Here is a 22847-nt window from a genome sequence, read left to right as displayed (position 1 = left end):
TTGCAACCCGCGCACACACTGCAACCCGCGCAGACAGCGGCCCAGCCCGCGCACCCCACCCAACCGCGCACCTTCCAGCAGCCGCGCACGTTACAACCCGCGCACACACTGCAACCCGCGCAGACAGCGACCCAGCCCCGCGCACCCCACCCAACCGCGCACCTTCCAGCAGCCGCGCACGTTACAACCCGCGCACACACTGCAACCCGCGCAGACAGCGGCCCAGCAACGGCGAAACCCGCGCCGCGGACGGATCCGAGACGCGGGTTTCGATCAACCCCTCGATCAGCCCCTAGTCCGTGGGCCCGTCGAGGACGGTGATGTCCTTCGTGCCGATCTGAAGAACGCGGGCCGACGGGATGTCGAAGAACAGTCCGGTCACCCGCAACCTGCCCTCGGCCGACGCTTTGCCGACGACGCGGTGCCGCGTCAATGTCTGCAGCTGCACGGCCACGTTGACCATCGCCAGCTGATCGCCCTCGGAGAAGCCGAGTTCCTCGGCCGCACGACCGACGGGGTGGCCGCTCCGATACGCCTCGAGACTCGCCAGGCCGTGTTCCAACCATTCGCCGACGCGCTCGTCGCCGGCCTTCTCAGGACCAGCCATGACGGCCTTCATCGCTCCACAGCCCGAATGTCCACACACGACGACCGAGCTGGTGCCCAGGACGTCGACGCCGTACGCCAGCGCAGCCTCCACGGACGTGTCCTGCCCCTGCGCCGGGATCATGTTGCCCATGTTGCGGACGGTGAAGAGATCACCGGGGCCACTGCTCGTGATGGTGTTCGGCATGACCCGTGAATCGACGCAGCACAGGAAGAACGTGTCGGGATCCTGGAACTCCTCCAGCCCTTCGAGGTGCGGCTTGATCGCCTCGGCATGCGTGCGGTGATATTCGGCCACGCCGGACAGCACCGGCCGTAGAGCAGGCGGATGATCGTCGGCGACGGTGTCGCTCTTGAGCTGCCATGCCGACCACGGCGCCAGCGAACCGCGGACCGCTCCGAGGCCACGCTTCGGCGGCCCCTCCGTTGCCGCAGCCAACGAGGCCGACCCGTTCTCTTCGATGCAGACGGTTCCGCCACCGAGCTCGTGCTGCCGAATCCATTCCTGCAACTGATCGTGCACAGCGTGATCCAGGAAGTCGACGGCGAGTTCCATGTGCACCTTGGTGCCGGCGGGAACCGACGACAGCACGTGCGTCAGACGCGGCAACGACAGGAAGCTCAGCGAGCCCTGCATGTGCACTCGCCACGTACCGTCGACGGTCTCGTCGGCATGCACGTTGGCCCAGACGACGCGACGCAGTACGAGGAAGATCGCGAGCGCGAGTCCGATCAGCACGCCTTCGAGCAGATTCAGTACGACGACGCCGACGACAGTGACCGCGTACACGGCGATGTCACCCGTCTTACGCGCAATCTTGATGTCCGCCAACTTGATCAGCTGGACACCGATCATCACCAACAGACCGGCGAGCGCGGCGAACGGCACCAGCTCCACCACCGAGATGAACAGCACCGAGAAGATCAGAATCCACACGCCGTGAAGAACCGCAGAGGCGCGAGACTTGGCTCCTGCCTTGACATTACTGGCGCTGCGGACGATCACGCCGGTGACCGGTAGACCACCCGCGACACCGGAGACCATGTTGGCCGTACCCTGGCCGAGTAGTTCTCGGTCGAAGTTGGTGCGCGGGCCGGTGTGCATCTTGTCGATCGCAACCGCGGACAGCAGGCTCTCGACGCTGGCGATCAACGCGATCGTGAGGACACCCGTCGCGATGCCCGCCCACTCGCCGTCCGGGATGGCCGGCAGTGCCAGTGCCTCGATCAGGTTGCCGGGCAGGTCGATTCGTTCGACGTCGAGATCCATGAACACCGAGATCGCGGTTGCCGTGACGACAGCGACGAGCGCGGCGGGCACCTTCGACGCCCCACCGGGGAGTCGGGGCCAGATCAGCATCAGCGCGACGACGACGCCGCCGACCAAGATGGACGGCCACTGACCGTCGGCGACGGACGTCGGAATGGCGAGCAGGTTCTCCACTGCGGAACTCTCGGATTCCCCGCCGAGGAGGACGTGAATCTGTTGCAGCGCAATGGTGACACCGATCCCGGCGAGCATCGCGTGCACCACCACCGGAGAGATTGCGAGTGCATGTCGTGCGATCCTGCTGAGTCCCAACAGGATCTGGACTGCACCGGCCCCGACGGTGATGAGACATGTTACTGCCCAACCGAATTGGTTGACCAGTTCGGCTACCACCACGGTGAGTCCGGCCGCAGGACCGCTGACCTGCAATGCCGAACCACCCAGTGCGCCTGCGAGAATGCCACCGATGACCGCGGCGATGAGGCCGGCCATGATGGGTGCTCCCGACGCGACTGCGATGCCGATCGAAAGCGGTACTGCCACAAGGAAAACGACCAACGACGCTGGAACGTCGTACCTGAGAATTCCCCTGACCCGAGACGTCTGCTCGGAATCCTTCTTCGATGATTCAGCCCCTGCTGAATCCTTGTCCACTGTCGTTGTCACGGCAGGTCCTCCGGGCGTCTAGACGTCGATCGGTCATGTGCGTGTCTTGTCGTAGTTGTCTGTTCGTGTGTCGCCCAGTAACCGACAGTACGCAAAACGGACACCGACCGCCCCCCATGAGACCTGCTTCACAGATGAAATCGTTTGCAGCACTTCATTCTTGTGACAAGGCACGAAAAAAGCCCCACGAAACAGTGTTTCGTGGGGCTTTCTTCAGCCGTAGTGGGCCGGAAGCCGGAATCAGGCTCCGACGACCTCGAGCTTGAACTTGGCAGCCACATCGGGGTGCAGGTTCACGACGACGTCGTGCTTGCCCGTTGCCTTGATATGAGCCTTCGGCAGATCGATGCTGCGCTTGTCGACGACGGGGCCGCCCGCTGCCTTGATGGCAGAAGCGACGTCCGACGCGGTGACCGAGCCGAACAGCTTGCCGGAATCGCCTGCGGTCTTGACCGACAGCGACACGGACTCGAGCCCTTCGATGGCCTGCTTCAGCTCGTTGGCGTGCTCGAGGCCGCGAACGGCGCGAGCTTCCTGAGCGCGGCGGATGCCTTCGACCTGCTTCTGAGCGCCACGGGTGGCCGGGATGGCCAGGCCGCGGGGCAGCAGGAAGTTACGGCCGTAGCCGTCCTTGACCTCCACGGTGTCGCCGGGCGCACCGAGGTTGTCCACATCAGCGGTGAGGATCAGCTTCATGAGTGATCGCCCCTTTCTTATCGAGCCGTCGCGGCGTAAGGGAGCAGAGCTACCTCACGCGAGTTCTTCACGGCAACGGCCACGTCACGCTGATGCTGGACGCAGTTGCCGGTGACTCGACGCGCGCGGATCTTGCCGCGGTCGCTGACGTACTTACGCAGCAGCGTCGTGTCCTTGTAATCGATCTGCGTGTTCTTTTCCTTGCAGAAGGAACACGCCTTCTTCTTGAGCACCTTGTCGCGCAATGGCGGTTTCGGCATGGGTCTTTCTCCGTTACGTCTGGTTGTTCTCGATCGCGAAGGATCTAGAACGGAGGCTCGTCGTCCCCACCACGCGACCCACCGAAGGAGCCCGACACCTGCGGGGCGCTGCCCCACGGGTCGTCTCCACCGGAGTTCGATCCCGAGTTGGAGTTGGAACGGCCGCCGCCCGATCCACCCGAGGAACCACCGAAGCCACCCCCGCCGCCGCCTCCGCGATTGGCCTTGTTGACCTTCGCGGTGGCGTAGCGCAGGGAGGGACCGATCTCGTCGACTTCGAGTTCGACGACAGTCCGCTTCTCGCCTTCACGCGTTTCGTACGAACGCTGCCTGAGCCGGCCGCTCACGATGACTCGCGAGCCACGGGTCAAGCTCTCGGCCACGTTCTCCGCAGCTTCACGCCAGATGTTGCAGCGCATGAAGAGTGCGTCGCCGTCTTTCCATTCGTTGGTCTGACGGTCGAACGTGCGCGGGGTGGACGCAACGGTGAAGTTGGCCACGGCCGCACCGGCCGGGGTGAAACGAAGTTCGGGATCTGCCGTCAAATTGCCGATGACGGTGATGACGGTCTCGCCTGCCATGGTTCCTCTTTCAGTAGAAAGTCGTTTGTTGATGCCAGCCTAGAGGCGGGCAACGACAATCACTTGCCCTGTCGCAGGACCTTCGTACGCAGAACGGACTCGTTGAGTCCGAGCTGACGGTCGAGTTCGCTGACAGTGGCGGGCTCGGCGTTGAGGTTCACAACGGCGTAGATGCCCTCGGCATGCTTGGCGATCTCGTAGGCCAGACGACGCTTGCCCCAGACGTCGACCTTGTCGACGCTGCCGCCGTCCTTGCGAACGACATTGAGGAACGTATCCAGTGACGGAGCGACCGTGCGCTCGTCCAGACTGGGGTCCAGAATGACCATCAATTCGTAATGACGCATAAGACCTCATCACCTCCTGTGGACTAGTGAAAACGGCCACGGACTATCCGTGGCAGGAGGGTCGTTGCGTCAGCAACCCTTGGAGGGTACACGAGCAGCTCCTGACCTGCGAAATCAGATGACGGTACCGATGCCGGGCCGTCGGCGACATAGTCTTGCTCCATGCGATCAGGGGTGCGCACCTCACCGGCGACGATGATCGCCGTGGTGACGCTGTGTGCGTTCACGTTGATCCTCGGCTATCTGAACAAGGCCCGCTGCGCGTTGGCACCGTTCGACGACGACGGCCGCAGTACCGCGTTCGATGCGATCAAGGACAGTTCGGTCTGCTACTCGGACATCCAGTTCCTGTGGCTGGGCCGGGACATAAACAACCACATCTTTCCCTACCTCGACGGCGCGATCACGTCGAGCGGTGTGCTGACGGGAGGGACCGTCGAATACCCGGTACTCAGTGGCGTCCTGATGTGGCTCGGTGCGATCCCGTCGCACACCGACGCCGAGTTCCTGCTGTGGTCCGCGCTGCTGCTCGCGCCGTTCGGTCTTCTCACGGCGTGGATGCTCGGACGCCTCGCCGGCCGGGCCGCGTTCCTGTGGTCGGCGGGTCCACCGCTCGTCATGTACGCCTTCCACAACTGGGAGCTCCCGGTCGTCGCCGCAGCCGTCGGAGCGGTCTTCGTGATGGCGTCGCGGCTGCCGCTGCGAACCCGTGCGGTGCTCGCGTCGGTGCTGCTCGCGATCGGTTTCTGCCTCAAGCTCTATCCAGGCGCGTTCGTACTCCCGCTCGCCGCGTACGTCGTCTACGAGGGTGGCCGCGGGCGATGGGACTTCCGCGGCGGGCTCGCCGTGCTCGGCGCAGCAGCAGCGACGGTCGTCGCGATCAATCTGCCCTTTGCTCTCGGCGGTTACGAAGGGTGGCGTGCGTCGTTCGTCTTCCAGTCCCTCAGGCGGGCCGACATCACGACGAACTCGATCTGGTACTGGGGTGTGCGGCACTTCTACATCACCGATTCGATGACCGCGGACGACTACGAACACGCGGAAGCGAGCTTTCAGAACACCGTCGACATCCTGTCGCCGCTGCTGGTGTTCGCGGCGTTCGGACTCGCGCTGATACTCGGGCTGCGCCGAGCTCGGCTCGACGGCATGTACCCCTGGATCGCGGTGAGCGGATCCATGCTCTGCGGCTTCCTGCTGTTTCACAAGGTGCACTCACCGCAGTACACGCTGTGGCTCGTGCCGTTCTTCGTCCTGCTGCGGGTTCCGTGGGGCGTCGTCGTCGCCTATCTCGTCGCGGACCTGTCGATGGGAATCGGCGTCTTCAAGTACTTCGCGGCCCTGGCAGCAGGCTCCGATGCCACCACCGAACAGTTCTTCGTCGAGGTCGGCGTCTGGGGACGGGCCGGTCTGCTCGTCGTCCTCTTCTTCCTCTTCGCCCGCGCCCGGCTCAGATTCGACGGCGCCCCGACCACGTCACCGCCGCCCGCTCCGGAGATCGAGTCGACCCCGGCGTCTGCCACCTCCTGAAGATCTCACTTTCGATCCGTAACGAACTACTGCGTTCCGTCGACTAGTCGGGCGGGCGGATCGATTGCTGCCCATCGGGTGAAACAGGGGCAGGACATGACTTTCGGCACGGGGGAATCGACGACGTCGGCGGACGGCGTCGCGTTACGCAGGATCGGTCTCGTCGAAGACCACGAATCCGTTGCGATGGGACTGCGAGCGATCCTTGCCGACGAGTCCGATCTCGACCTGGTGGCCGTCGCCCCCACCGTCGACGAACTCCTCGTCCAGACTCGGGTTCTCGATCTGGTCGTTCTCGATCTTCGTCTCGGCGACGGGTCGTCGCCCCGCGCGAACGTCGAGAAGCTGCACGCCTGCGGGATGCAGGTACTCGTCTACACCAGCGCCGAGAACCCGTTCCTCGTCCGTTCCGCCGCACGCGCGGGTGTGCTCGGGGTCGTCCGCAAGTCCGAACCGGCCGCGGCGATCGTCTCCGCGATTCGACGCGCAGCCGATGGCGGTCAGGTCGTCACCACCGACTGGGCCGCGGCCATCGACGGTGATCCGCAGCTTCCCGACGTCGGACTCAGTCCTCGTCAGCGCGAAGTCCTGGCCCTGTACGCGTCGGGCGAGAAGGCGGGCCGCGTCGCCCGGCTCGCGGGGTTGTCGGAGCAGACCGTCAACGACTACCTCGTTCGAATTCGCAACAAGTACGCCGAGGCGGGCCGACCGGCTCCGACCAAGACCGATCTGTACAAGCGCGCCGTCGAGGACGGCTGGCTGCCGATGCCGGAAGTGCATCCACACAGCTGACGGCCTGCGCCGGCGGGCGAAAAGGTTGTCGGTTCAATGCCCCTAGTTTTCAGGGCAGGACAGTCCGGTCGCCAGCTGTGAAGATTTAGTTTCAGCTTTGGTTGTGCATTGCCACAACATTTGGAACCCGGGGAGAATCTCATGTCAGCTAGCTTCGAAGCCGCAGTGGTACGTCCGTCGAGCGCGGTCGGACCCGTCGTCGAACTGTCGACGCGGCGCACCATGAGCCTCGTCCCACCGCCCGTTCAGCTGCCCCCGACCACACCTGCGACCGGACCTTTTCTGCCCAGGCCGATCCTGACGGACCGCGAAGTTCAGGTTCTGACGGGCTGGATCCGCTGCGACTCGAAGACCGCGGTGGCGAAGTCGTTGTTCCTGTCCCTCGGAACCATCAACACGCACCTGACGCGTATCCGCGCCAAGTACGCAGCCGTCGGCCGTCCCGCGTCCACGAAGGCCGCCCTCGTCGCCCGCGCTCTGCAGGACGGCCTCATCGACATCGCGGATCTGTAAGGCTCTCAACACAATTCGCGGTACGGCGAGCCGGGCAGGTACTGCTCCCACTCGTCGGGCGTCACCGACAAGCCGCCGCCATCGCAGATGCGGGAGGCGACTTCGTCGGGATCGGTTCTCCACACACGTAGATCCTGCTTCGGTCCGCCGGCGACGACAGCGTTGCCGTCGGCCGTGAAGACGGCGTCGTTCACTCGGTCCCCGTAGGCGGTCAGCGTCGCGTAGCTCTCCGGATTCCACGGATCCTCCACGTCCCAGATCCACATCGACCGACCGCCCACGCCGGCGGCGAGGCGCGTACCGCTCGGGTCGAAGGAGAGGGAGTAGACGGCGTCTCGTGGACCGTGGATCCGCGCGACGTGTCGGGGAGCCGACGAATCCTCGACGTTCCACAGCCGGACCGTCCGATCGGCGCTGCCCGCCGCCAGAATCCGCCCGTTCGGGTCGAAGGCGACCGTCGTCGCATCGTCGTCGAATCCCTCCAAGGTCGTCGTGCGCCTCGGTGTGTCGGGCACGGTGACATCCCACAGTTCGACGACGTCGGCCAGGGTAGGGACGGCGAGCACGCGACCGTCGGGACTGAATGCCATGACCTGCGGGTTGTTGCCTGCGTCGAACGTGGCCAGCTGCACCGGGCGGTCCGGTGTTCTCACATCCCAGAGCGAGATGTCCGACGAGTTCTGCGGTGACACTGCCAGCAGGTCCCCCTTTCTCGAGAATGCAACGGCTCCGACGAGCGTCGCGACCGCGGGATGCGGCCCGCCCAGCGGGATCGGGTTGCGCGGGTTCTCGATGTTCCACAGCTGAAAGGCTCCCGACGCGGTGCCACCCGCGACCACCGTTCCGTCCCACGAGATGGCCGCGGCACCCGTCAGTGGGTCAAAGGGCACGGTCGACGTCAGATTCTGTCCCGCAGACACCGGTCGGTCAGGATCTGTGACATCCCACAACCGCAATCCGTCTCCACGTGCGCCGACGCCTGCGACGATGCGGGTGCCGCTGCCGTCGATCGGGTTGACGAAGACGGTGTCGGTCTGGCCACTCATCACCGGCCCCGGCACGGGCCACAGACGGGTTATCCCGTCCTGCCCGGCGGTGATCAGATGCTGTCCGTCCGGGCTGTAGGCGACCGACAGGATCAGGCTCGGACCAGGCAGAATCTCGCGCGGATCGTCGGTGACGGCATCCCATGACCGTGTCGAGTTGTCCGAGCTGACCGCGGCGATCTCCAAACCGTCAGGGCTGAATGCGACGTCGTTGACGTAGCTGGTGAACCCGGTCAGCGCGGGCCTGCTCGTGAGGCCACCACGCTCGTCGACGGCCCATCGCGCCACCTCCCGTCCGGTCGTCCCGGCGGCGAGTGTGCGGCCGTCCGGCGCGAACGCGAGCGACAGATAGTCGTTCGTCGAACCGTCGGCGGGCACGTCGACGACGGGCGCTCGCAGGTCCGCTGTGTTCCAGACCCGCAACGACCGCCCGACGCCCGCGGTCACGAGCAGCGCACCGCTGGGGGCGAACGCGGCGGCGTTGACGGCGCCCGACGTCCCGGGATTCGCGACGAGAGCAGGTGCGCGACGGTCCGACACATCCCACAACGACACGTCGCCCTGCGCGGACACCATGACCAGCGCACGACCGTCCGCGTCGAACGCCAGCACCTTCGACCGGGCATCGTCCACGGCAGCCAGCTCGACGGGCGCATCCGGATCCGAGACGTCCCACCGACTCGTGCCCGACGCGCCTCCGACGGCCACGATCGGCTCCGGGGGCGCGAAGGCAAGCGCCGTCGCCGACCCCGGTCCTGACAGCGTGATGGTCCCGCGGGGTTGCGCGGTCGACCCGTCGACCGACCACAGACGCACGACGCCGTCCGCGCCCGCCGTTGCCAGCACGGTTCCGGTCGAATCGATCCGCGCTCGCGATTGCCCGGGAACGCCGGGGAGCCGCACCGGCGCGTGAATCGCCGACGCGTCGAGCAGCGCCGAGCGCGCAGCCTGGGTCGGGTTCGTCTCGTACGCCGCGAGCGCAAGGTGTACCGACAGGCCCGGATCGAGCTCGCGGAGTCGCTCTGCGGTCCCGGCGACCTGTCCGGCCAGCGCAGACTCCGCGTCGGCACGTCGTTGGTCCGCGTCTGCTCGTGCGGAGAAGGCGACGCCGGCGGAACCGACTGCGACGACGGTGACGACGGCGAGGGCAGCAGCCAGTCCCTCCAACACCCGCCGCCGACGACGACGCTGCGACCGGAAATGATCGACCCGGTCGCGGCTCGCGGCGAGGAAGTCACGTTCGACGGCATTCAGGTCGTCGCGGTGGTCACCGTCTGCCAGCGAGTCCTCGACGGCGTCGAGTCGGCTGCGGGACAGAACCGACCCGGTGTCGCGTCCGGTCTCGTCCCACAACACCGCGGCGTCGGTGAGCCTCCTGTGCGTCAGCAACCATTGCCGATCGTCCGCGATCCACAGCCGCATCCGGTCCCAGGCCGTAAGCAGCACTTCGTGGGTGACCGACACGGCTTCTTCCTCGACCGTCAGCAGACGACTCGCAGTGAACGCCTCCAACACCGTCTCGACATCGGCGTCGACGCCGTCGCCGTGGAACAGCTCGGCACGAGCCACGCGTCGACGCGTCAGTACCTCGCCGTCGATGTTGACCAACCGCACGAAGATGCGTCGTGCCTGTGCTTGCTGGGCGGGTGTCAACGACGCGAAGACCGTCTCGGCGCTCTGCTGCACGGCACCGGCGAGTCCTCCGGTGGCGTGATAGTCGTCGACCGTCAGCCTGTTCCCCTTGGCCAACTGCCACGTCGAAAGAAGGGCGTGCGACAGCATCGGCAGCGCACCCTGGTCGTGTGCGAACGTCGAGCCACGAGGCTCGAACTCCTTGGTCAGCGCACGCAGAAGTGCGTCGTCGACGGTCATGCCGGCCTTGCGCGCCGGCTCGACGATGACGTCGGCCACCTCCTTCTGACCGAGTCGCCCGACGACGACAGGACTGTCACCGAGTCCTCGGACGAAGACGTCTTCACCGATGGCGTTCTGATAGAAGTCCGCGCGCAGACCGAACACGACCACGGCATTCGAGCCGTCGAGCACCCGTCGGACAGCGCCACGGAACGCGGCTCTCTCCTCGTCCGTCGCGAGAGTCCACAGCTCCTCGATCTGGTCGAATACGAGGACCGCAGTGTGCGTCTCGGTGTCGACGAAGTCCCGCGCTCCTGCGAAACCGGAACGAACCGTGACACCTTCTCGGGCGCCCGCCAGGCCCGCACGCAGCAACGAGGATTTGCCGGAGCCCGACGCCCCCAGCACGACGACGACGCCTCCGCCTGCCTCGGCGAGCGCGTCGACCCGCGCCACGAGGGTGTCGGAGACGTCGTCGCGGCCGAAGAACCATTCACGATCCTGCTCGCCGAACGCTTCGAGACCCTTGTACGGCGCCTGCCCCTTGCGCGAGTGCTTCCGCCCCGGGGACGAGCGGACCCGCCCGACGGCATCCCACCACCGTTGTCGCTCGGCTCTGCTGTCCACTCCGCATGCGGCAAGTACCCGGTCGAACATCTCCGAGCTGGCCTTCACCGGCACATGATGCCCGGAGAACCATCCGCTGACGGTGCCGTGCAGGCCGCCCGAGCGCTCGACCAGTTCGCGATACGTGACACCGGACTGCTCGCGCAGAGCGCGAAGTCCGGCTGCCAGCTCGGCCCTGGTGACTATCGCCGAGGGATCGGGGCGGTCGGTATTCATGCGCGAACTATAGGGCAATACCGGCTCTTCGCCAGGTCAACGCCCAACCGGATGTATTGACCCTGTACGGACTCGAGCGACGAAGTGGCACACCGAGCGGCTGTCCGTGCAAAATCAGACCAGGCGGTCGGACGCCGGCGCCCGGGAACACCCGGCGTCGAACCCACTCGAAGGAGGTCGAACACGTAATGACCCCACCACGTCCGCCGAACCCACCCTCCGATGACGATTCGCCCCTGGACCGGGACGGTCACCTGTATCGCAAGCCCCCGCTGAGCGCACGCGAGGTCGAAGTCATGATCGCGTGGTTCGCGTCGGACTCGAAGCCCGAAGCGGCCAAATCGGTGCACATCTCCGTAGGCACCATCAACACGCACCTGACGCGCATTCGCCAGAAGTATCTGTCGGTCGGGCGTCCCGCACCGACGAAGGCCGCCCTGTTCGCGCGTGCGCTACAGGACGGCCTGACCAAGCTCGACGATTGGTGACGTCTAGACGTGCGTGTGCGTGTCCACGCCCTCCGATTCCAGCTTGCGGTTGCGCATGATGCTGCTGACGAAGGCCGCACCGATGAAGAAGACGCCGACGAGACCGGTGATGATCTCGTTGATGTGCACGCCGATCGAGACCAGCAAGATGACGGCCAGCGCACCGATGGCCCAGTGTGCGCCGTGCTCGAGGTAGACGTAGTCGGACAACGTGCCCTTGCGGACGAGGTAGACCGTGATGGAACGGACGAACATCGCACCGATGAAGCCGAGGCCGAGCGCGATGATGATCGGGTCCGCGGTGATGGCGAACGCGCCGATGACGCCGTCGAACGAGAACGACGCGTCCAGCACCTCGAGGTAGAGGAACAGGAAGAAGCCCGCCTTGCCGGTGGCCTTGGCGAGGTTCGACGGCCCGCCCGAGGACTCTTCGCCCTCTTCGTCCACGTGGAACAGTTCACCGAGACCGTTGACGGCGATGTAGGTGATCATGCCGAGCACACCCGACACCATGACGGTGGAGATCTTGTCGTCCTCGGCGAGGAACTCGGCGCTGAGCACCAGCAACAGACCTGCGACGACGACGGACAGCTGGTCCAGACGGCCGATGCGCGCGAGCGGCTTCTCGAGCCAGCTCAGCCACGTGATGTCGCGGTCCTCGAAGATGAAGTTCAGGAACAGCATCAGCAGGAACATGCCGCCGAACGCCGCGATCTGCGGGTGCGCGTCGGTCAGCAGCGTCTCGTAACTCGGTGAGCCGTCCGGGAAGTACGCGGCGTCGTCGGCCGGCGGGTTGAGCGCCAGGTCGAGAGCCTCGACCGGCCCTTTGCCCGACGCCGCCCAGACGATGACGAGCGGGAACAACAGGCGCATGCCGAACACGGCGATCACGATGCCGATGGTCAGGAAGATCTTCTGCCAGAACTCGCTCATGCGTCGCAGCACGGTCGCGTTGATGACGGCGTTGTCGAACGACAGAGACACTTCGAGGACGCCCAGAATCGCGACGAGGAAGAGCGCCTGCCAGCCACCGTAGAGGAAGGCCACGACCATCGAGACGAGGGTGACTCCGATGGACCAACCGAATATTCGCAGAACCACTGTCGGTGGCCTTTCTCTTGCCATCGTGAAGAACGTCAGGAAACGGGAAAACCCCCGCCCATCATGGAGGATGGAACGGGGGTATCCCCAATCTTGAGAACGCCTTTACTAGACGTTTACTCCGAAGTCGCGGGCGATTCCGGCGAGTCCGGAGGCGTAGCCCTGACCGACCGCGCGGAACTTCCATTCGGCACCGTTGCGGTACAGCTCGCCGAAGACCATGGCCGTCTCGGTCGAGGCGTCCTCGCTGAGGTCGTAGCGAGCGAGCTCGGAGTTGTCGGCCTGGTTGATGACGCGGATGAACGCGTTGCGCACCTGACCGAACGACTGCGAGCGGGCATCGGCGTCGTAGATGGAGACGGGGAACGTGATGGAATCGACGTTCGGCGGAACAGCAGCCAGATCGACCTTGATCTGCTCGTCGTCGCCCTCGCCCTCGCCGGTGGTGTTGTCACCGGTGTGCTCGATGGACCCGTCGGGAGACTTGAGGTTGTTGAAGAACACGAAGTGCTGGTCGCTCAACGCCTTCTTCTCGGTGCTCAGCGCGATGGCGCTGGCGTCCAGGTCGAAGTCCGTTCCGGTCGTCGTACGAATGTCCCAGCCGAGACCGACCGTGACCGCGGTCAGGTTGGGAGCTGCCTTGGTGAGTGAGACATTGCCGCCCTTGCTGAGGCTGACGCCCATGGAGAAGTCCTTTCGATGTGGATTCCGCTACGGCATTCACCGTAGTGGTCGTGTGTCCGATTCGTGCGAGTTCATCCGGTTGTACTCAGCCAACGCGCGCACCGCACGCCGAAGTTCCCGTCAGTAGTATCGGGCTCGTGACAAGTCGCTGGCCTGGGGCCTTTCGCCGCGGAGGGGGAGCCGAATCCGCCGCGCGCGCGTCGCAGGACACCGCCGTCGCCGCGTTCCTCGACATGGACAAGCGACAGTCGATCGCGTCGACCGGCGTCGACGCCATCAAAGCACTGACGCCCGATCGTGACGTCTCGTCCGCGTGGGCGGGCGCGCAGAAGAAGTGTTTCGACGCCGGCGCGGCGTATCTCGCCGCGATGGACCAGTTCGACGGCGTCGCCACACCAGCGGCGCAGGCTGCGTTCGACAACGCGACGCGCGCACTCGGTGAGGCGAGCCGAGCAGTCGATGCGTTTTACGAGGCGCACCGCACCGACCTCGAGCAGGCTCGGGCGATGCTCGCCGCCACGCCGCGCCTGGCGCAGGACGCGAAAGCCCTCGCACAGAAGGCCCAGATGGCCGTCGCCGATGCCGACGAGAAATTCATCGGCTATCCGTCGATCCGCGCGGCGTGGTCGTCGGTCGACGCCGCCGTCGCAGCTCTCGATGCAGCGATGGCGTCGCAGAACGCCCTCGGTGCACGCGCCGCTGCAAGCGACCTCCGTGATGCCTCGAGTGCGCTGGAGGCGGCGATCGACGCGGCCCCGGCACGTGAGCGCGAGGCACGCTCGGCCCTCGCTTCGGTGCGCACGCGCCTCGAAGCCGTCCGGACACGCTCCGAACGCCTGGCACCTGCCTTCTCGACGCTGCTGCGTGAGTTCAACGTCGCCAGCTCGGCGGATCTGTCCGGCAACGAGAAGGCCAGCGATCGCCACATCGAGCAAGCTGCCGAGGACATGTCGGCGGCCCGTGCAGCGGCGGATTCCGGAAATCCCGAGCAAGCATTGGACTACATCACGCAGGCGCGAGCACACCTGAGCGACGCGGAGGAGCTCGTCGACGCGGTGACCGACCGCGTCGACCTGCTTCGTGCAGTGAAAGCCAACCCGCGAGAGAAAGAACAAGCGGTGCGTTTCAAGTTACGAGACGCCCAACAATTGGCGCTCAACCGCGGACTGGTTGCCGAGTGGGGATCGGTATTGGATGCTCAGCTGGCTCGGATCGAGCGAGCAAGCACCGCGTTGACCGGAACCCACCCGGACTACTGGTCGTATCTGCAGGATCTGGACAGTATTTCCGGATTCATCGCCGGGGTGATCGACCGCATGCGAGCCTCCGCCCGATGACACCCGGCTCGGCAACACCTGCCGCGGCAGGACCCGATCGACAACTTCTAAGGAATCCGGTGCAACACTTTCGACACCTCGACGCGGCCACCCAGGCCGCGCTGTTCTTCCGGTCGCCGTCGCCTGTCGACCCGAACGGCGACTTGGCCAGTGTCGCAACGGCTCTCGGAGCCACGTTGTACATGCCTGCGACACGGCAGGACCTGACGGCCACGCTCGTCAAACGCAGCACGGAAGGCGTCTGCTCGTTGGTGATCGACCTCGAGGACGCCGTCGCCGACGACAATCTCGAAGAGGCCATCGGCAACACCGTCGCGACGCTCGACGAGCTCCACCTCTCCGACGATCTGGGCTCGCTGGTATTCGTCAGGGCTCGTACACCGGAACAGATCCGACGCATCAGCAAAGAGGTCGCACACGGCGCCCGCGCGCTGTCCGGCTTCGTGGTCCCGAAGTTCACGGCCGCACGCGGCGCGTCGTTCCTCGACGAGATCGCCGCAGCCTCCGACGTACACGGCAAGCGGTTGTTCGCCATGCCCGTTCTTGAGTCCAGGGAGGTGCTCTTCCGCGAGACACGGGACGCGGAACTGATGGCGATTCGCGAACTCCTCGTCGCGCACCGGGACCGCATCCTCGCCGTACGTATCGGTGCCACCGACATGTGCGGCACCTTCGGCATCCGACGCGACCGCGACCTGACGATCTACGACGTCCGTGTGGTCGCCGACGCGATCAGCGCCATCGTCAATCACCTCGGCCGTTCGGGGGATTCGGGATTCGTCATCACCGGCCCGGTCTGGGAGTACTTCGCCGACCACGAACGCATGTTCCGCCCGATGCTGCGGCAGACGCCGTTCGTCGAACACGAAGCGGTACGGTTCCGTCAGCAACTCGTCAGCAGCGACCTCGACGGGCTGCTGCGTGAGGTCGCACTCGATCGAGCCAACGGAATCCAGGGCAAGACCGTCATACATCCGTCGCATGTTCCTGCCGTGCACGCACTGTCGGCCGTCACGCACGAGGAGTATCACGACGCGCTCGACATTCTCGAGTCGAACTCGGGCGGGGTACGCCCGTCCGGATACCGCAACAAGATGAACGAGCTCGGCCCACACCGCAATTGGGCCCGACAGACCATGCTGCGCGCGAATGCGTTCGGCGTCACCAACGAAGGGATCACGTTCGTGGATCTGCTCACGGCATTGGCGGGCCGATGACGACGCCCAACCCGGCATCGGGTGTCGTCGTCACCGGCACCGGGTCGTCGTCCGACTGGACGGTGGAGCAACTCGTCCAGCCCGGGTTGCGTCGAAACCCCAGGCGCGCACATCTTCTCGTGTCGGAGGTGCTCGGCAAGCACATCCCGGTGGATCCCGAGGTCGTCACCGCGGCCGCCGATCGCCTCGGCACTCTCGTACTCGACGCCGTCGGCGGATCCGACGTCGTCGTACTCGGATTCGCCGAGACGGCAACCGGTCTCGGCCACGGCGTCGCAGCTCGGCTGAACGCCCACTGCTACCTGCACTCGACGCGTCGAGACGTGCCCGGCATCGAGGTGTACGGGGAGTTCCAGGAGGGGCACTCGCACGCGACGGACCACCGCCTGCTGCCGACGTCCGCGGACGTTCTGGACGTGCCGCTGCCGCTGGTTCTCGTCGACGACGAGATCTCGACCGGCAAGACCGCGCTGGAAGCGATCCGCTCGGTGCACGCGACGACGCCGCGGCAGCACTACGTGATCGCGTCGCTCGTCGACATGCGTGCGCCCGAGCACCGTGCCCAGTCCGATTCCGTCGCAGCCGAACTCGGTGTCGTCATCGACAGCGTCAGCCTGGCTCAGGGCAGCGTCGACCTCGGTGACACACTCGTCGACGACGTCGCCGCGCTGCCCGAGCCGCAGTTCAATCCCGTCGCGGACAAGGCCGGAACCGTCACGCGCGTCGACGCGGAGTGGCCCGACGCGGTTCCCGACGGCGGCCGCCACGGCTTCCTGTCCTTCGACACGCCTGCGTTCGAGGCGGCGATCGCCCGCGTCGCCGCACAGGTCGACGCGGCACTACCACCGGGCGCGCCGATCGTCGTGCTCGGACACGAGGAATTGATGTACCTGCCGCTTCGGTTGGCGTCGATTCTGCGGGCGGGCGGACATCCCGCGCTGTTCCAGACCACCACGCGCTCACCGGCATACGTGCTCGATCGACCCGACTACCCGCTGCGACGCGGCTTCCAGTTCATCGCCCCCGAGCACGGGGAATCCGAGGCGCGCTACGTCTACAACGCGTCGGGACCCGAGGACGCGATTCTGGTCCTGGTCGTGGACGATCCCGCGGACACGGAACGCCTGTTCGGCGAAGGTGGAGCTGCACGGACTCTCGCGGCGTCGGGATCCGACGTTCTGGTCGTGGTGGTCTCGGGGGCCGATCCGTTGGCGCTCACCGCATCACGCCGCGCGGTTCCGTTGACCGGGCCGGCGTTCGGATCGTACGCACCACATGAGGTCACCTGGCTGCTGAAGGATCTCTCGCACGTCGAACTCGAAGCAGGAATCACCGAGCGCGAGAGGAACATTCAAGCGGGTACCGCGCACTACGCCGAGTCGCTCCCCATCGAGTACCAACCCGATGTCGCCTACCGCGAGCTGTTCGAGAAAGTGCTGCAGGAGAGCGCTTCTCGCTTGGCGATCGCCGTCGGAACGGTGACCGAGATCGTGCTGGCCGAGCGCGGCCACGATGTCGTGCTCGCGTCCCTGGCACGGGCGGGAACACCTGTCGGCATTCTGATGCGGCGCTGGGCACACCAGGTGCACGGACTCGAGTTGCCGCACTACGCGGTGTCGATCGTCCGCGACCGCGGAATCGACTCCGTTGCGCTGCGTTACCTCGCCGACAACCACGACCCGGGCAAGGTCGTCTTCGTGGACGGATGGACCGGTAAGGGGGCGATCGCTCGTGAGCTGACCGCGGCGCTCGACGCGTTCGACGGTCCGCGGTTCGATCCCGACCTCGCGGTCCTCGCCGATCCGGGCCAGTGCGCGCGCACCTACGGCACGCGTGACGACTTCCTGATCGCGTCGGCATGCCTCAATTCGACGGTGTCCGGACTGGTTTCACGCACCGTCCTCAACCGCGATCTGATTCGCGACGGCGAGTTCCACGGGGCGAAGTACTACGCGGACCTCGCCCCCGACGACGTGTCCAACCACCTGCTCGATACCGTCGCCGCGCAGTTCGACGCCGTACGCGACGATGTCACCGCCTCCGTCGCCGCGGTGACCGCGTCCGATCGCACGCCGACGTGGTCGGGCTGGGCATCGGTGGAGAAGGTGCGCGACGAGTTCGGAATCTCGCACGTCAACTTCGTCAAGCCGGGAGTCGGGGAGACGACGCGGGTACTTCTCCGACGCGTTCCCTGGCGAATTCTGGTGCGTGACATCGACGCTCCGGAGCACGAGCACATCAGGATGCTCGCCGCTGCCCGCGGAGTACCCGTCGTCGAGGTGCCGGATCTCGCGTACTCGTGCATGGGATTGATCAAGGACGTCACGTGAGCGTTCTGATCTCGGTCGACCTGGACCGCACGATGATCTATTCTGCTGCGGCACTGGGGTTCCCCGTCGACGATTCCGTACGCTGTGTCGAGATGTACGACGGCGCTCCGCTGTCCTACATGACACACGTGGCCGCCGAGTCCCTGGAGACGCTGACGCGCAGGGCCGTCGTGGTGCCGACGACGACGCGCACCATCGAGCAATTCCAGCGGATCGCGCTACCGGGTGCGCCGTGGCGATACGCCATCACCAGCAACGGCGGCAACATTCTCGTCGACGGCGTAGCGGATCAGGCGTGGCGCCAGAGCTTTTCGACGGTCGACCTGGACGGTGTGCGCGGCGAACTGGAACGCCGCGCCGTCGGCGACTGGGTATTGAAGCGTCGCACTGCCGACGACCTGTTCTGCTACCTCGTCGTCGACACGGCATCGATGCCCGCGGACTTCCTCGCCGACTGGTCGACGTGGTGTGCCGAACGCGGATGGAACGTCTCGCAGCAGGGCCGCAAGGTGTACACGATGCCCGACGTCGTCTGCAAGAGCCGAGCCGTCGCAGAGGTGCTCTCCCGCTGCATCGACGACGGAACCCTCGACGCCGACGCCGTCACACTCGCGGCAGGCGACGGCGCCCTCGACGCCGAGATGCTCATCGCCGCCGATCGGGCGATCCGGCCGAAGCACGGCGAACTCGAACTCCTCGGCTTCCGACACGAGCGGCTCGAGGTCACGGACGCGGCGGGCGGCAAGGCGAGCGAGCAGATACTCGCGTGGATGCACGCACTGGTCGAACAGGACGGAACCGTGGGCGTCGGAGGTGCGTCCAAGTAGTCGAGGTCGGTTCGTAGCTGGGGGGATACGGATGAACACGCAGGTAGACGGTTCGGGCATGCCGTGGGGGTCCCTGTGAGCCCGGAACCGGAGTTCGTTCTCTCCGATCTACCCGGCGTGATGGAGAAGCTGGACGTCGCTCTTCCGTCCGTTCTGCAGGGCGGATCCCCGCTGCCGTTGGGGCTCGCGCTGGGACTCGACGGCGTGGTCTCCGACATCTCGAGGCGCGCCGGGTACGCCGTTCGGTACGACGGACCCGGCGGTGCGGCCGACGACGTGTTCGACGCGATGAGCCACGCCGAGATCTACGGCAAGGTATCCGAGTTCACCCCGGACACGTTGCAGAACATGGCGAACAACTGGCGCACGATCGGGGGGAACGCGTCCAAGGACGCCGGGCAGTTCGCGTCCGATATCGGCAACGTCATCGGCCAGGACTGGCAGGGTGCCGCTGCCGAGGCGGCCGGAGCGGGCGTGCAGCGCTACGCGGTGTCGGCCGTCGAGCTGATGATCGCGTCGCACACGTTCTCGGGTACGATCGCCGCCGCACACGACGCCCTCTCCGACACCAAGAGCAGCGTGCCTGCGCCGCAACCGATCTCGAAGACCGACCGCGTCCTCGACGTGTTCGCGTCGGTCGGCAACCTCGTCGTCCCCGGTTCGATGAAGAATTCCCAGTTCGAGCGCGACGAAGCCGAGGAACAGGCTCGTACGATCATGAAAACGCTGTACCAACCAGCCATTCGCGACGCGAGCGACCGTATTCCGGTGCTCCCTCGGGCGCTCGATCCGTTGAACGGCGGCGAGGCGGGTGGCTCGGGCTCGGGTTCGGGGCACTACGTTCCGTACGGCGGGTCCTCGGGATCGACCTGGTCCGGTGGAGGGACGCCGTCGTCGGGCGGCTCACTTACCGGCCCGCAGAGCGACCCCGATGGTCGGTCTGGGTCGACCGCGACGACGACGCCGTCGACACCCCAGGAAACCACGACGCAGGCAGCAGGCTGGACTCCGACGTCCGGTGACTCCGCCTTCGGTGCGCCGACGGCTTCTGCAGCCGGCAACGGGGCTGGCGGCGGTTCCATGCCCGGTGGCGGTTCCACGTCCGGTGGCGGATCGATGCTCGGTGCACCGGTCGGCGGTCAGGGCGGTGCAGCTGGACCCGGTGCGGCTGGACCTGGTTTTCCGCGATCCAATGGACGCCTCGGTGGCGGTTCGGGCGCCGGCGGAATGGGTGGACCCGGCGGCTTCGGCGCAGGCCCGCGTGGTGGCTCGTCTCTCGGTGGATCGGCAATCGGTGGGTCGACGCTCGGCGGCGCACCGTCGGGCGGCCCGAGCGGAACGGGCGGCAGCGCAGGCGGCGTCGCAGGTGCGACGACGGCACAGGGGCGTCCCGGCGCACCGGGCATGGGCGCGATGGCACCCGGCGCGGGCAGAAGCGGCACCGACGGCGACGACGTCCACAAGACTCCGGGCTACCTTGTCGACGCGATCAACGGTGACGAGCTGATCGGCACCCTTCCCCTGGTCGCGCCGCCGGTGCTCGGCGAATGATACAGCGGCAGTGGGTTTTTCGCGGCCTCGAGTTCCGGAGCCTGATGCGCAGCGTCGGTCGGGACAGGCTCCCGTTTCCGCTTCAGTTCCGTCCGCTCGTCGCGTCGGCGGAGGAGTACGCCCGGCAACAACACGACGCCGAAGTCCTGGCGGCGTCCGCGCTCGACGGCGATCTTCGAATCTCGTTGCGTGTCCTCGTAAATCCGACGTACCGCATCGAGGTCGTCGGTCACCACCGGCGGCGTGGATCCGAGCCGGAGAAGGTTCGCGCGCACGCTACAGTGCAGCACGACGTGGGCGTCGTCCTGGCCCAGGATCCCGGCGTCGACGACGCGACCGGACACGACGTGACGGTCACCCTCGTCGACAGTCGTCACGCGGCACGTCTCGTCCTCGGGGCTCTCCCCGTCTGCGGTTCGGGTGACACATCACGGCTCGACGTGCCTCGGAGACAAGCGGATTCGAACGAGGCCATGATGCGTGCTGCGACGCGCACAACCGACCGCGAGCGCGCCGACCAACTTCTCGGCCGTCCCCAGTCGAGTGCGGGCGAAATTCTGATCTGCAGAGGTGCGTCGATCGACGGACGCCCCGACGACACCGCAGCCGGCTTTCACTGGATCGACATCGACGGCGACGGACGCTACATCGTCCGGCACGGATCGATCGTCAGCATTCTTCCCGCCTCCCCGGCGGATCTCGAACGGGAGGTGAGGCGCGCAGTCGACGACGTCACCCGTTGACACCCCATCGATTTTCGTTACCCTATCGATAGTCGTTGTTATCGATCGTCGATATGGAGGCATCGTGAAGAACCAGCTGGGCTCGGTGCGCCAGAACAAGCTGCTTGCATGGGGGTTCGCCGCGGCAATCGCGATCTGGACGGTACTGAACCTCGTACAGTTCCACCGCTCGTCCACGGTCGACGCCACCATCGAAGCATCGGAGAAGCAGCCCGCCCTCCCGATGTTCGGCGCCGAGTTCACGCCGGGAAACATCGTGGAGATCACCGTCGCGAAGTCGGATCTGGGCCACCTGCAGGGGTTCGTCACCTTCTGCGGATACGCCCAGCCCATCGCCGTGATGGTCGTACTGTTGTTCGGCCTGCTGTTTCTCTACCGATTCACCGTCGACGTGCTGACCGGGCAGCCCTTCACGAAGCGCGCCAACTCGAACCTGCTCATGGTGGGCGTCGCGGTCGTCGCCTACCCGATCGTGCCGGGCATCTTCGGACGTCTCGGCACGAATTCCGTCATCGGTGCACTCGATCTGGATACGTTCGACTCGGCGAGCTCGGCCGTGGGTGTCTGGACAGCGATCGGAATTGCGTTCTTCCTCCAGATCGTGTTCGCCGCCATGCAGCAGGGCGCCCGATTGGCCGAGGATACCCAGGGCCTCGTCTGATGGGTGACGCCCCCGACCACTTGATCACCTGTCATCTCGGCGAGGTTCTCGACGACCGCGGAATGACGCTCGCCGAGCTGTCACGTCTGGCCGGAGTGAGCGTCGTGAATCTCTCGGTCCTGAAGAACGACCGGGCCAAGGCAATTCGATTCTCGACGCTGACCGCCATCTGTCGGGTGTTGAACTGCAGCCCGGGCGAGCTGTTCACCGTCCGCGACTGAGCACGAGCAATCGGACAAATCGACCCAGTACATTGGAAGAGGCCATCCGCTATCCCACTCGAATCGAAGGACACACATTGTCTGCTCCCGCCGGTCAGCCCTTGGTGAAGGGACAGAACGGACCGATCTCCGCCAGTGACGTGATCGTGTCGGTGCAGCTCACCGCGCCCGCTGATCTGTCGGCCCTGCTGGTCACCTCCACCGGCAAAGTCCGCTCCGACGCCGACTTCGTGTTCTTCAACCAGCCGCAGGGACCCGGTGTTCGCCTCGTACCCGGCGCAGCCGGACAGCCCGCGCAGCTGGCCATCTCGCTGGCGCAGATCCCCGCGGACATCGAGCAGATCCGTGCCGTCATCACGCTGGAGGACGCGTCGAGCAACTTCGGTCGTTCCGCGCCGCCTACGGCGTTCGTCTCCGACGGGCAGGGCACGCCGCTGTTCCACTACACCGTCGACGGCCTGAGCAGTGAATCCATCGTCATCGCGCTCGAGGTGTATCGGCGCGCAGGCGCGTGGAAGGTCCGCGCCGTCGGCCAGGGATATGCCGGTGGATTCGCCGCCCTCGTCACCGATCACGGAGTCAGCGTCGACGACGAGCCCGCCGCACAACCCGCGCCGGCGCAGCCGGTCTCGACCCCCGCGCCGACGCCGCCGTCCTTGCGCAGCGTGACCTTCTGGCCTTTGGTG

Annotated in this window: 21 protein-coding genes; 13 read left to right on the top strand and 8 right to left on the bottom strand. The window is 66.0% G+C overall.

Annotated elements, in window-relative coordinates; all coding sequences use genetic code 11:
* Nucleotides 1-292 precede the first annotated feature (292 nt).
* The 5 genes from HQ354_RS17765 to rpsF all read right to left on the bottom strand — a co-directional run bounded on the left by HQ354_RS17765 (nt 293) and on the right by rpsF (nt 4426).
* Nucleotides 293-2542, bottom strand: coding sequence for a bifunctional SulP family inorganic anion transporter/carbonic anhydrase (locus tag HQ354_RS17765; RefSeq protein WP_222634503.1), 2250 nt, complete (start codon nt 2540-2542; stop codon nt 293-295).
* Nucleotides 2543-2782: 240 nt separating this feature from the next.
* A complete protein-coding gene (rplI, locus tag HQ354_RS17760; protein WP_068430717.1) occupies nt 2783-3238 on the bottom strand; it encodes a 50S ribosomal protein L9 in 456 nt (151 codons plus the stop codon).
* A gap of 17 nt (nt 3239-3255) precedes the next feature.
* Complete coding sequence (gene rpsR, locus HQ354_RS17755; RefSeq protein WP_019665161.1) at nt 3256-3498, bottom strand: 30S ribosomal protein S18; 243 nt, start codon at nt 3496-3498, stop codon at nt 3256-3258.
* A 44-nt stretch (nt 3499-3542) separates the two neighbouring features.
* The gene (locus HQ354_RS17750) at nt 3543-4079 is read right to left on the bottom strand and encodes a single-stranded DNA-binding protein (protein ID WP_068430714.1); all 537 of its coding nucleotides are present in this window, start codon (nt 4077-4079) and stop codon (nt 3543-3545) included.
* 59 nt (nt 4080-4138) lie between these two features.
* Nucleotides 4139-4426, bottom strand: coding sequence for a 30S ribosomal protein S6 (gene rpsF / locus HQ354_RS17745; protein WP_068430711.1), 288 nt, complete (start codon nt 4424-4426; stop codon nt 4139-4141).
* A 162-nt stretch (nt 4427-4588) separates the two neighbouring features.
* Here rpsF and HQ354_RS17740 point away from each other — a divergent pair, with 162 nt between their 5' ends.
* From HQ354_RS17740 to HQ354_RS17730, 3 genes are all read left to right on the top strand, one after another.
* The gene (locus tag HQ354_RS17740) at nt 4589-5953 is read left to right on the top strand and encodes a hypothetical protein (RefSeq protein WP_261768894.1); all 1365 of its coding nucleotides are present in this window, start codon (nt 4589-4591) and stop codon (nt 5951-5953) included.
* A gap of 96 nt (nt 5954-6049) precedes the next feature.
* Nucleotides 6050-6745 (top strand): response regulator, encoded by a 696-nt coding sequence (locus HQ354_RS17735; RefSeq protein WP_222634502.1) that lies wholly within the window; start codon nt 6050-6052, stop codon nt 6743-6745.
* Nucleotides 6746-6886: 141 nt separating this feature from the next.
* Nucleotides 6887-7258 (top strand): response regulator transcription factor, encoded by a 372-nt coding sequence (locus tag HQ354_RS17730; protein ID WP_114330016.1) that lies wholly within the window; start codon nt 6887-6889, stop codon nt 7256-7258.
* Between the two features lie 5 nt (nt 7259-7263).
* Here HQ354_RS17730 and HQ354_RS17725 read toward each other — a convergent pair whose 3' ends face one another.
* Nucleotides 7264-11001: a helix-turn-helix domain-containing protein gene (locus tag HQ354_RS17725; protein ID WP_222634501.1), complete on the bottom strand. Its 3738-nt coding sequence runs from the start codon at nt 10999-11001 to the stop codon at nt 7264-7266.
* A gap of 188 nt (nt 11002-11189) precedes the next feature.
* Here HQ354_RS17725 and HQ354_RS17720 point away from each other — a divergent pair, with 188 nt between their 5' ends.
* Entirely contained in the window at nt 11190-11489 is a 300-nt protein-coding gene (locus HQ354_RS17720; RefSeq protein ID WP_347812639.1) for a LuxR C-terminal-related transcriptional regulator, read from the top strand.
* Nucleotides 11490-11492: 3 nt separating this feature from the next.
* Here the strand turns inward: HQ354_RS17720 and HQ354_RS17715 are convergent, their stop codons facing one another.
* Nucleotides 11493-12590 carry a DUF475 domain-containing protein gene (locus tag HQ354_RS17715; protein WP_068430703.1) on the bottom strand — a complete coding sequence of 366 codons (1098 nt, stop codon included), beginning with the start codon at nt 12588-12590 and terminating at the stop codon, nt 11493-11495.
* Nucleotides 12591-12698: 108 nt separating this feature from the next.
* Nucleotides 12699-13274, bottom strand: a complete 576-nt coding sequence (locus HQ354_RS17710) for a TerD family protein (RefSeq protein WP_068430700.1) — start codon at nt 13272-13274, stop codon at nt 12699-12701.
* 233 nt (nt 13275-13507) lie between these two features.
* Between HQ354_RS17710 and HQ354_RS17705 the strand changes: the two genes are divergently transcribed.
* The 9 genes from HQ354_RS17705 to HQ354_RS17665 all read left to right on the top strand — a co-directional run.
* Complete coding sequence (locus tag HQ354_RS17705; RefSeq protein WP_068431020.1) at nt 13508-14611, top strand: hypothetical protein; 1104 nt, start codon at nt 13508-13510, stop codon at nt 14609-14611.
* A 59-nt stretch (nt 14612-14670) separates the two neighbouring features.
* The gene (locus HQ354_RS17700) at nt 14671-15828 is read left to right on the top strand and encodes an HpcH/HpaI aldolase/citrate lyase family protein (protein WP_068430697.1); all 1158 of its coding nucleotides are present in this window, start codon (nt 14671-14673) and stop codon (nt 15826-15828) included.
* Nucleotides 15825-18158: a phosphoribosyltransferase gene (locus tag HQ354_RS17695; protein ID WP_222634500.1), complete on the top strand. Its 2334-nt coding sequence runs from the start codon at nt 15825-15827 to the stop codon at nt 18156-18158. Before HQ354_RS17700 ends, HQ354_RS17695 begins: the two co-directional genes overlap by 4 nt.
* Nucleotides 18155-18985 (top strand): HAD family hydrolase, encoded by an 831-nt coding sequence (locus HQ354_RS17690; protein ID WP_174551490.1) that lies wholly within the window; start codon nt 18155-18157, stop codon nt 18983-18985. Before HQ354_RS17695 ends, HQ354_RS17690 begins: the two co-directional genes overlap by 4 nt.
* Before the next feature lie 75 nt (nt 18986-19060).
* Nucleotides 19061-20536 (top strand): hypothetical protein, encoded by a 1476-nt coding sequence (locus tag HQ354_RS17685; RefSeq protein ID WP_068430694.1) that lies wholly within the window; start codon nt 19061-19063, stop codon nt 20534-20536.
* Nucleotides 20533-21279 (top strand): ESX secretion-associated protein EspG, encoded by a 747-nt coding sequence (locus HQ354_RS17680; protein ID WP_068430692.1) that lies wholly within the window; start codon nt 20533-20535, stop codon nt 21277-21279. Before HQ354_RS17685 ends, HQ354_RS17680 begins: the two co-directional genes overlap by 4 nt.
* A 64-nt stretch (nt 21280-21343) precedes the next feature.
* Nucleotides 21344-21940: a hypothetical protein gene (locus tag HQ354_RS17675; protein ID WP_084423979.1), complete on the top strand. Its 597-nt coding sequence runs from the start codon at nt 21344-21346 to the stop codon at nt 21938-21940.
* On the top strand, nt 21940-22161 hold the full coding sequence (locus HQ354_RS17670; RefSeq protein ID WP_068430689.1) for a helix-turn-helix transcriptional regulator: 222 nt from the start codon (nt 21940-21942) through the stop codon (nt 22159-22161). Before HQ354_RS17675 ends, HQ354_RS17670 begins: the two co-directional genes overlap by 1 nt.
* 101 nt (nt 22162-22262) lie before the next feature.
* A partial coding sequence (locus HQ354_RS17665; RefSeq protein ID WP_222654603.1) for a TerD family protein occupies nt 22263-22847 on the top strand: 585 nt, incomplete at its 3' end.

The organism is Rhodococcus sp. BP-261, from assembly GCF_019835205.1.
GTDB lineage: Bacteria > Actinomycetota > Actinomycetes > Mycobacteriales > Mycobacteriaceae > Rhodococcoides > Rhodococcoides kyotonensis_B.
This window is presented reverse-complemented; position numbering and strand designations above follow the sequence as displayed.

Excerpts from the sequence above, each read along its gene's own strand:
- rplI (WP_068430717.1), bottom strand. The coding sequence starts at position 3,238 with ATGAAGCTGATCCTCACCGCTGATGTGGACAACCTCGGTGCGCCCGGC.
- rpsR (WP_019665161.1), bottom strand. The coding sequence starts at position 3,498 with ATGCCGAAACCGCCATTGCGCGACAAGGTGCTCAAGAAGAAGGCGTGT.
- HQ354_RS17750 (WP_068430714.1), bottom strand. The coding sequence starts at position 4,079 with ATGGCAGGCGAGACCGTCATCACCGTCATCGGCAATTTGACGGCAGAT.
- rpsF (WP_068430711.1), bottom strand. The coding sequence starts at position 4,426 with ATGCGTCATTACGAATTGATGGTCATTCTGGACCCCAGTCTGGACGAG.
- HQ354_RS17740 (WP_261768894.1), top strand. The coding sequence starts at position 4,589 with ATGCGATCAGGGGTGCGCACCTCACCGGCGACGATGATCGCCGTGGTG.
- HQ354_RS17735 (WP_222634502.1), top strand. The coding sequence starts at position 6,050 with ATGACTTTCGGCACGGGGGAATCGACGACGTCGGCGGACGGCGTCGCG.
- HQ354_RS17730 (WP_114330016.1), top strand. The coding sequence starts at position 6,887 with ATGTCAGCTAGCTTCGAAGCCGCAGTGGTACGTCCGTCGAGCGCGGTC.
- HQ354_RS17725 (WP_222634501.1), bottom strand. The coding sequence starts at position 11,001 with ATGAATACCGACCGCCCCGATCCCTCGGCGATAGTCACCAGGGCCGAG.
- HQ354_RS17720 (WP_347812639.1), top strand. The coding sequence starts at position 11,190 with ATGACCCCACCACGTCCGCCGAACCCACCCTCCGATGACGATTCGCCC.
- HQ354_RS17710 (WP_068430700.1), bottom strand. The coding sequence starts at position 13,274 with ATGGGCGTCAGCCTCAGCAAGGGCGGCAATGTCTCACTCACCAAGGCA.
- HQ354_RS17705 (WP_068431020.1), top strand. The coding sequence starts at position 13,508 with ATGGACAAGCGACAGTCGATCGCGTCGACCGGCGTCGACGCCATCAAA.
- HQ354_RS17695 (WP_222634500.1), top strand. The coding sequence starts at position 15,825 with ATGACGACGCCCAACCCGGCATCGGGTGTCGTCGTCACCGGCACCGGG.
- HQ354_RS17680 (WP_068430692.1), top strand. The coding sequence starts at position 20,533 with ATGATACAGCGGCAGTGGGTTTTTCGCGGCCTCGAGTTCCGGAGCCTG.
- HQ354_RS17670 (WP_068430689.1), top strand. The coding sequence starts at position 21,940 with ATGGGTGACGCCCCCGACCACTTGATCACCTGTCATCTCGGCGAGGTT.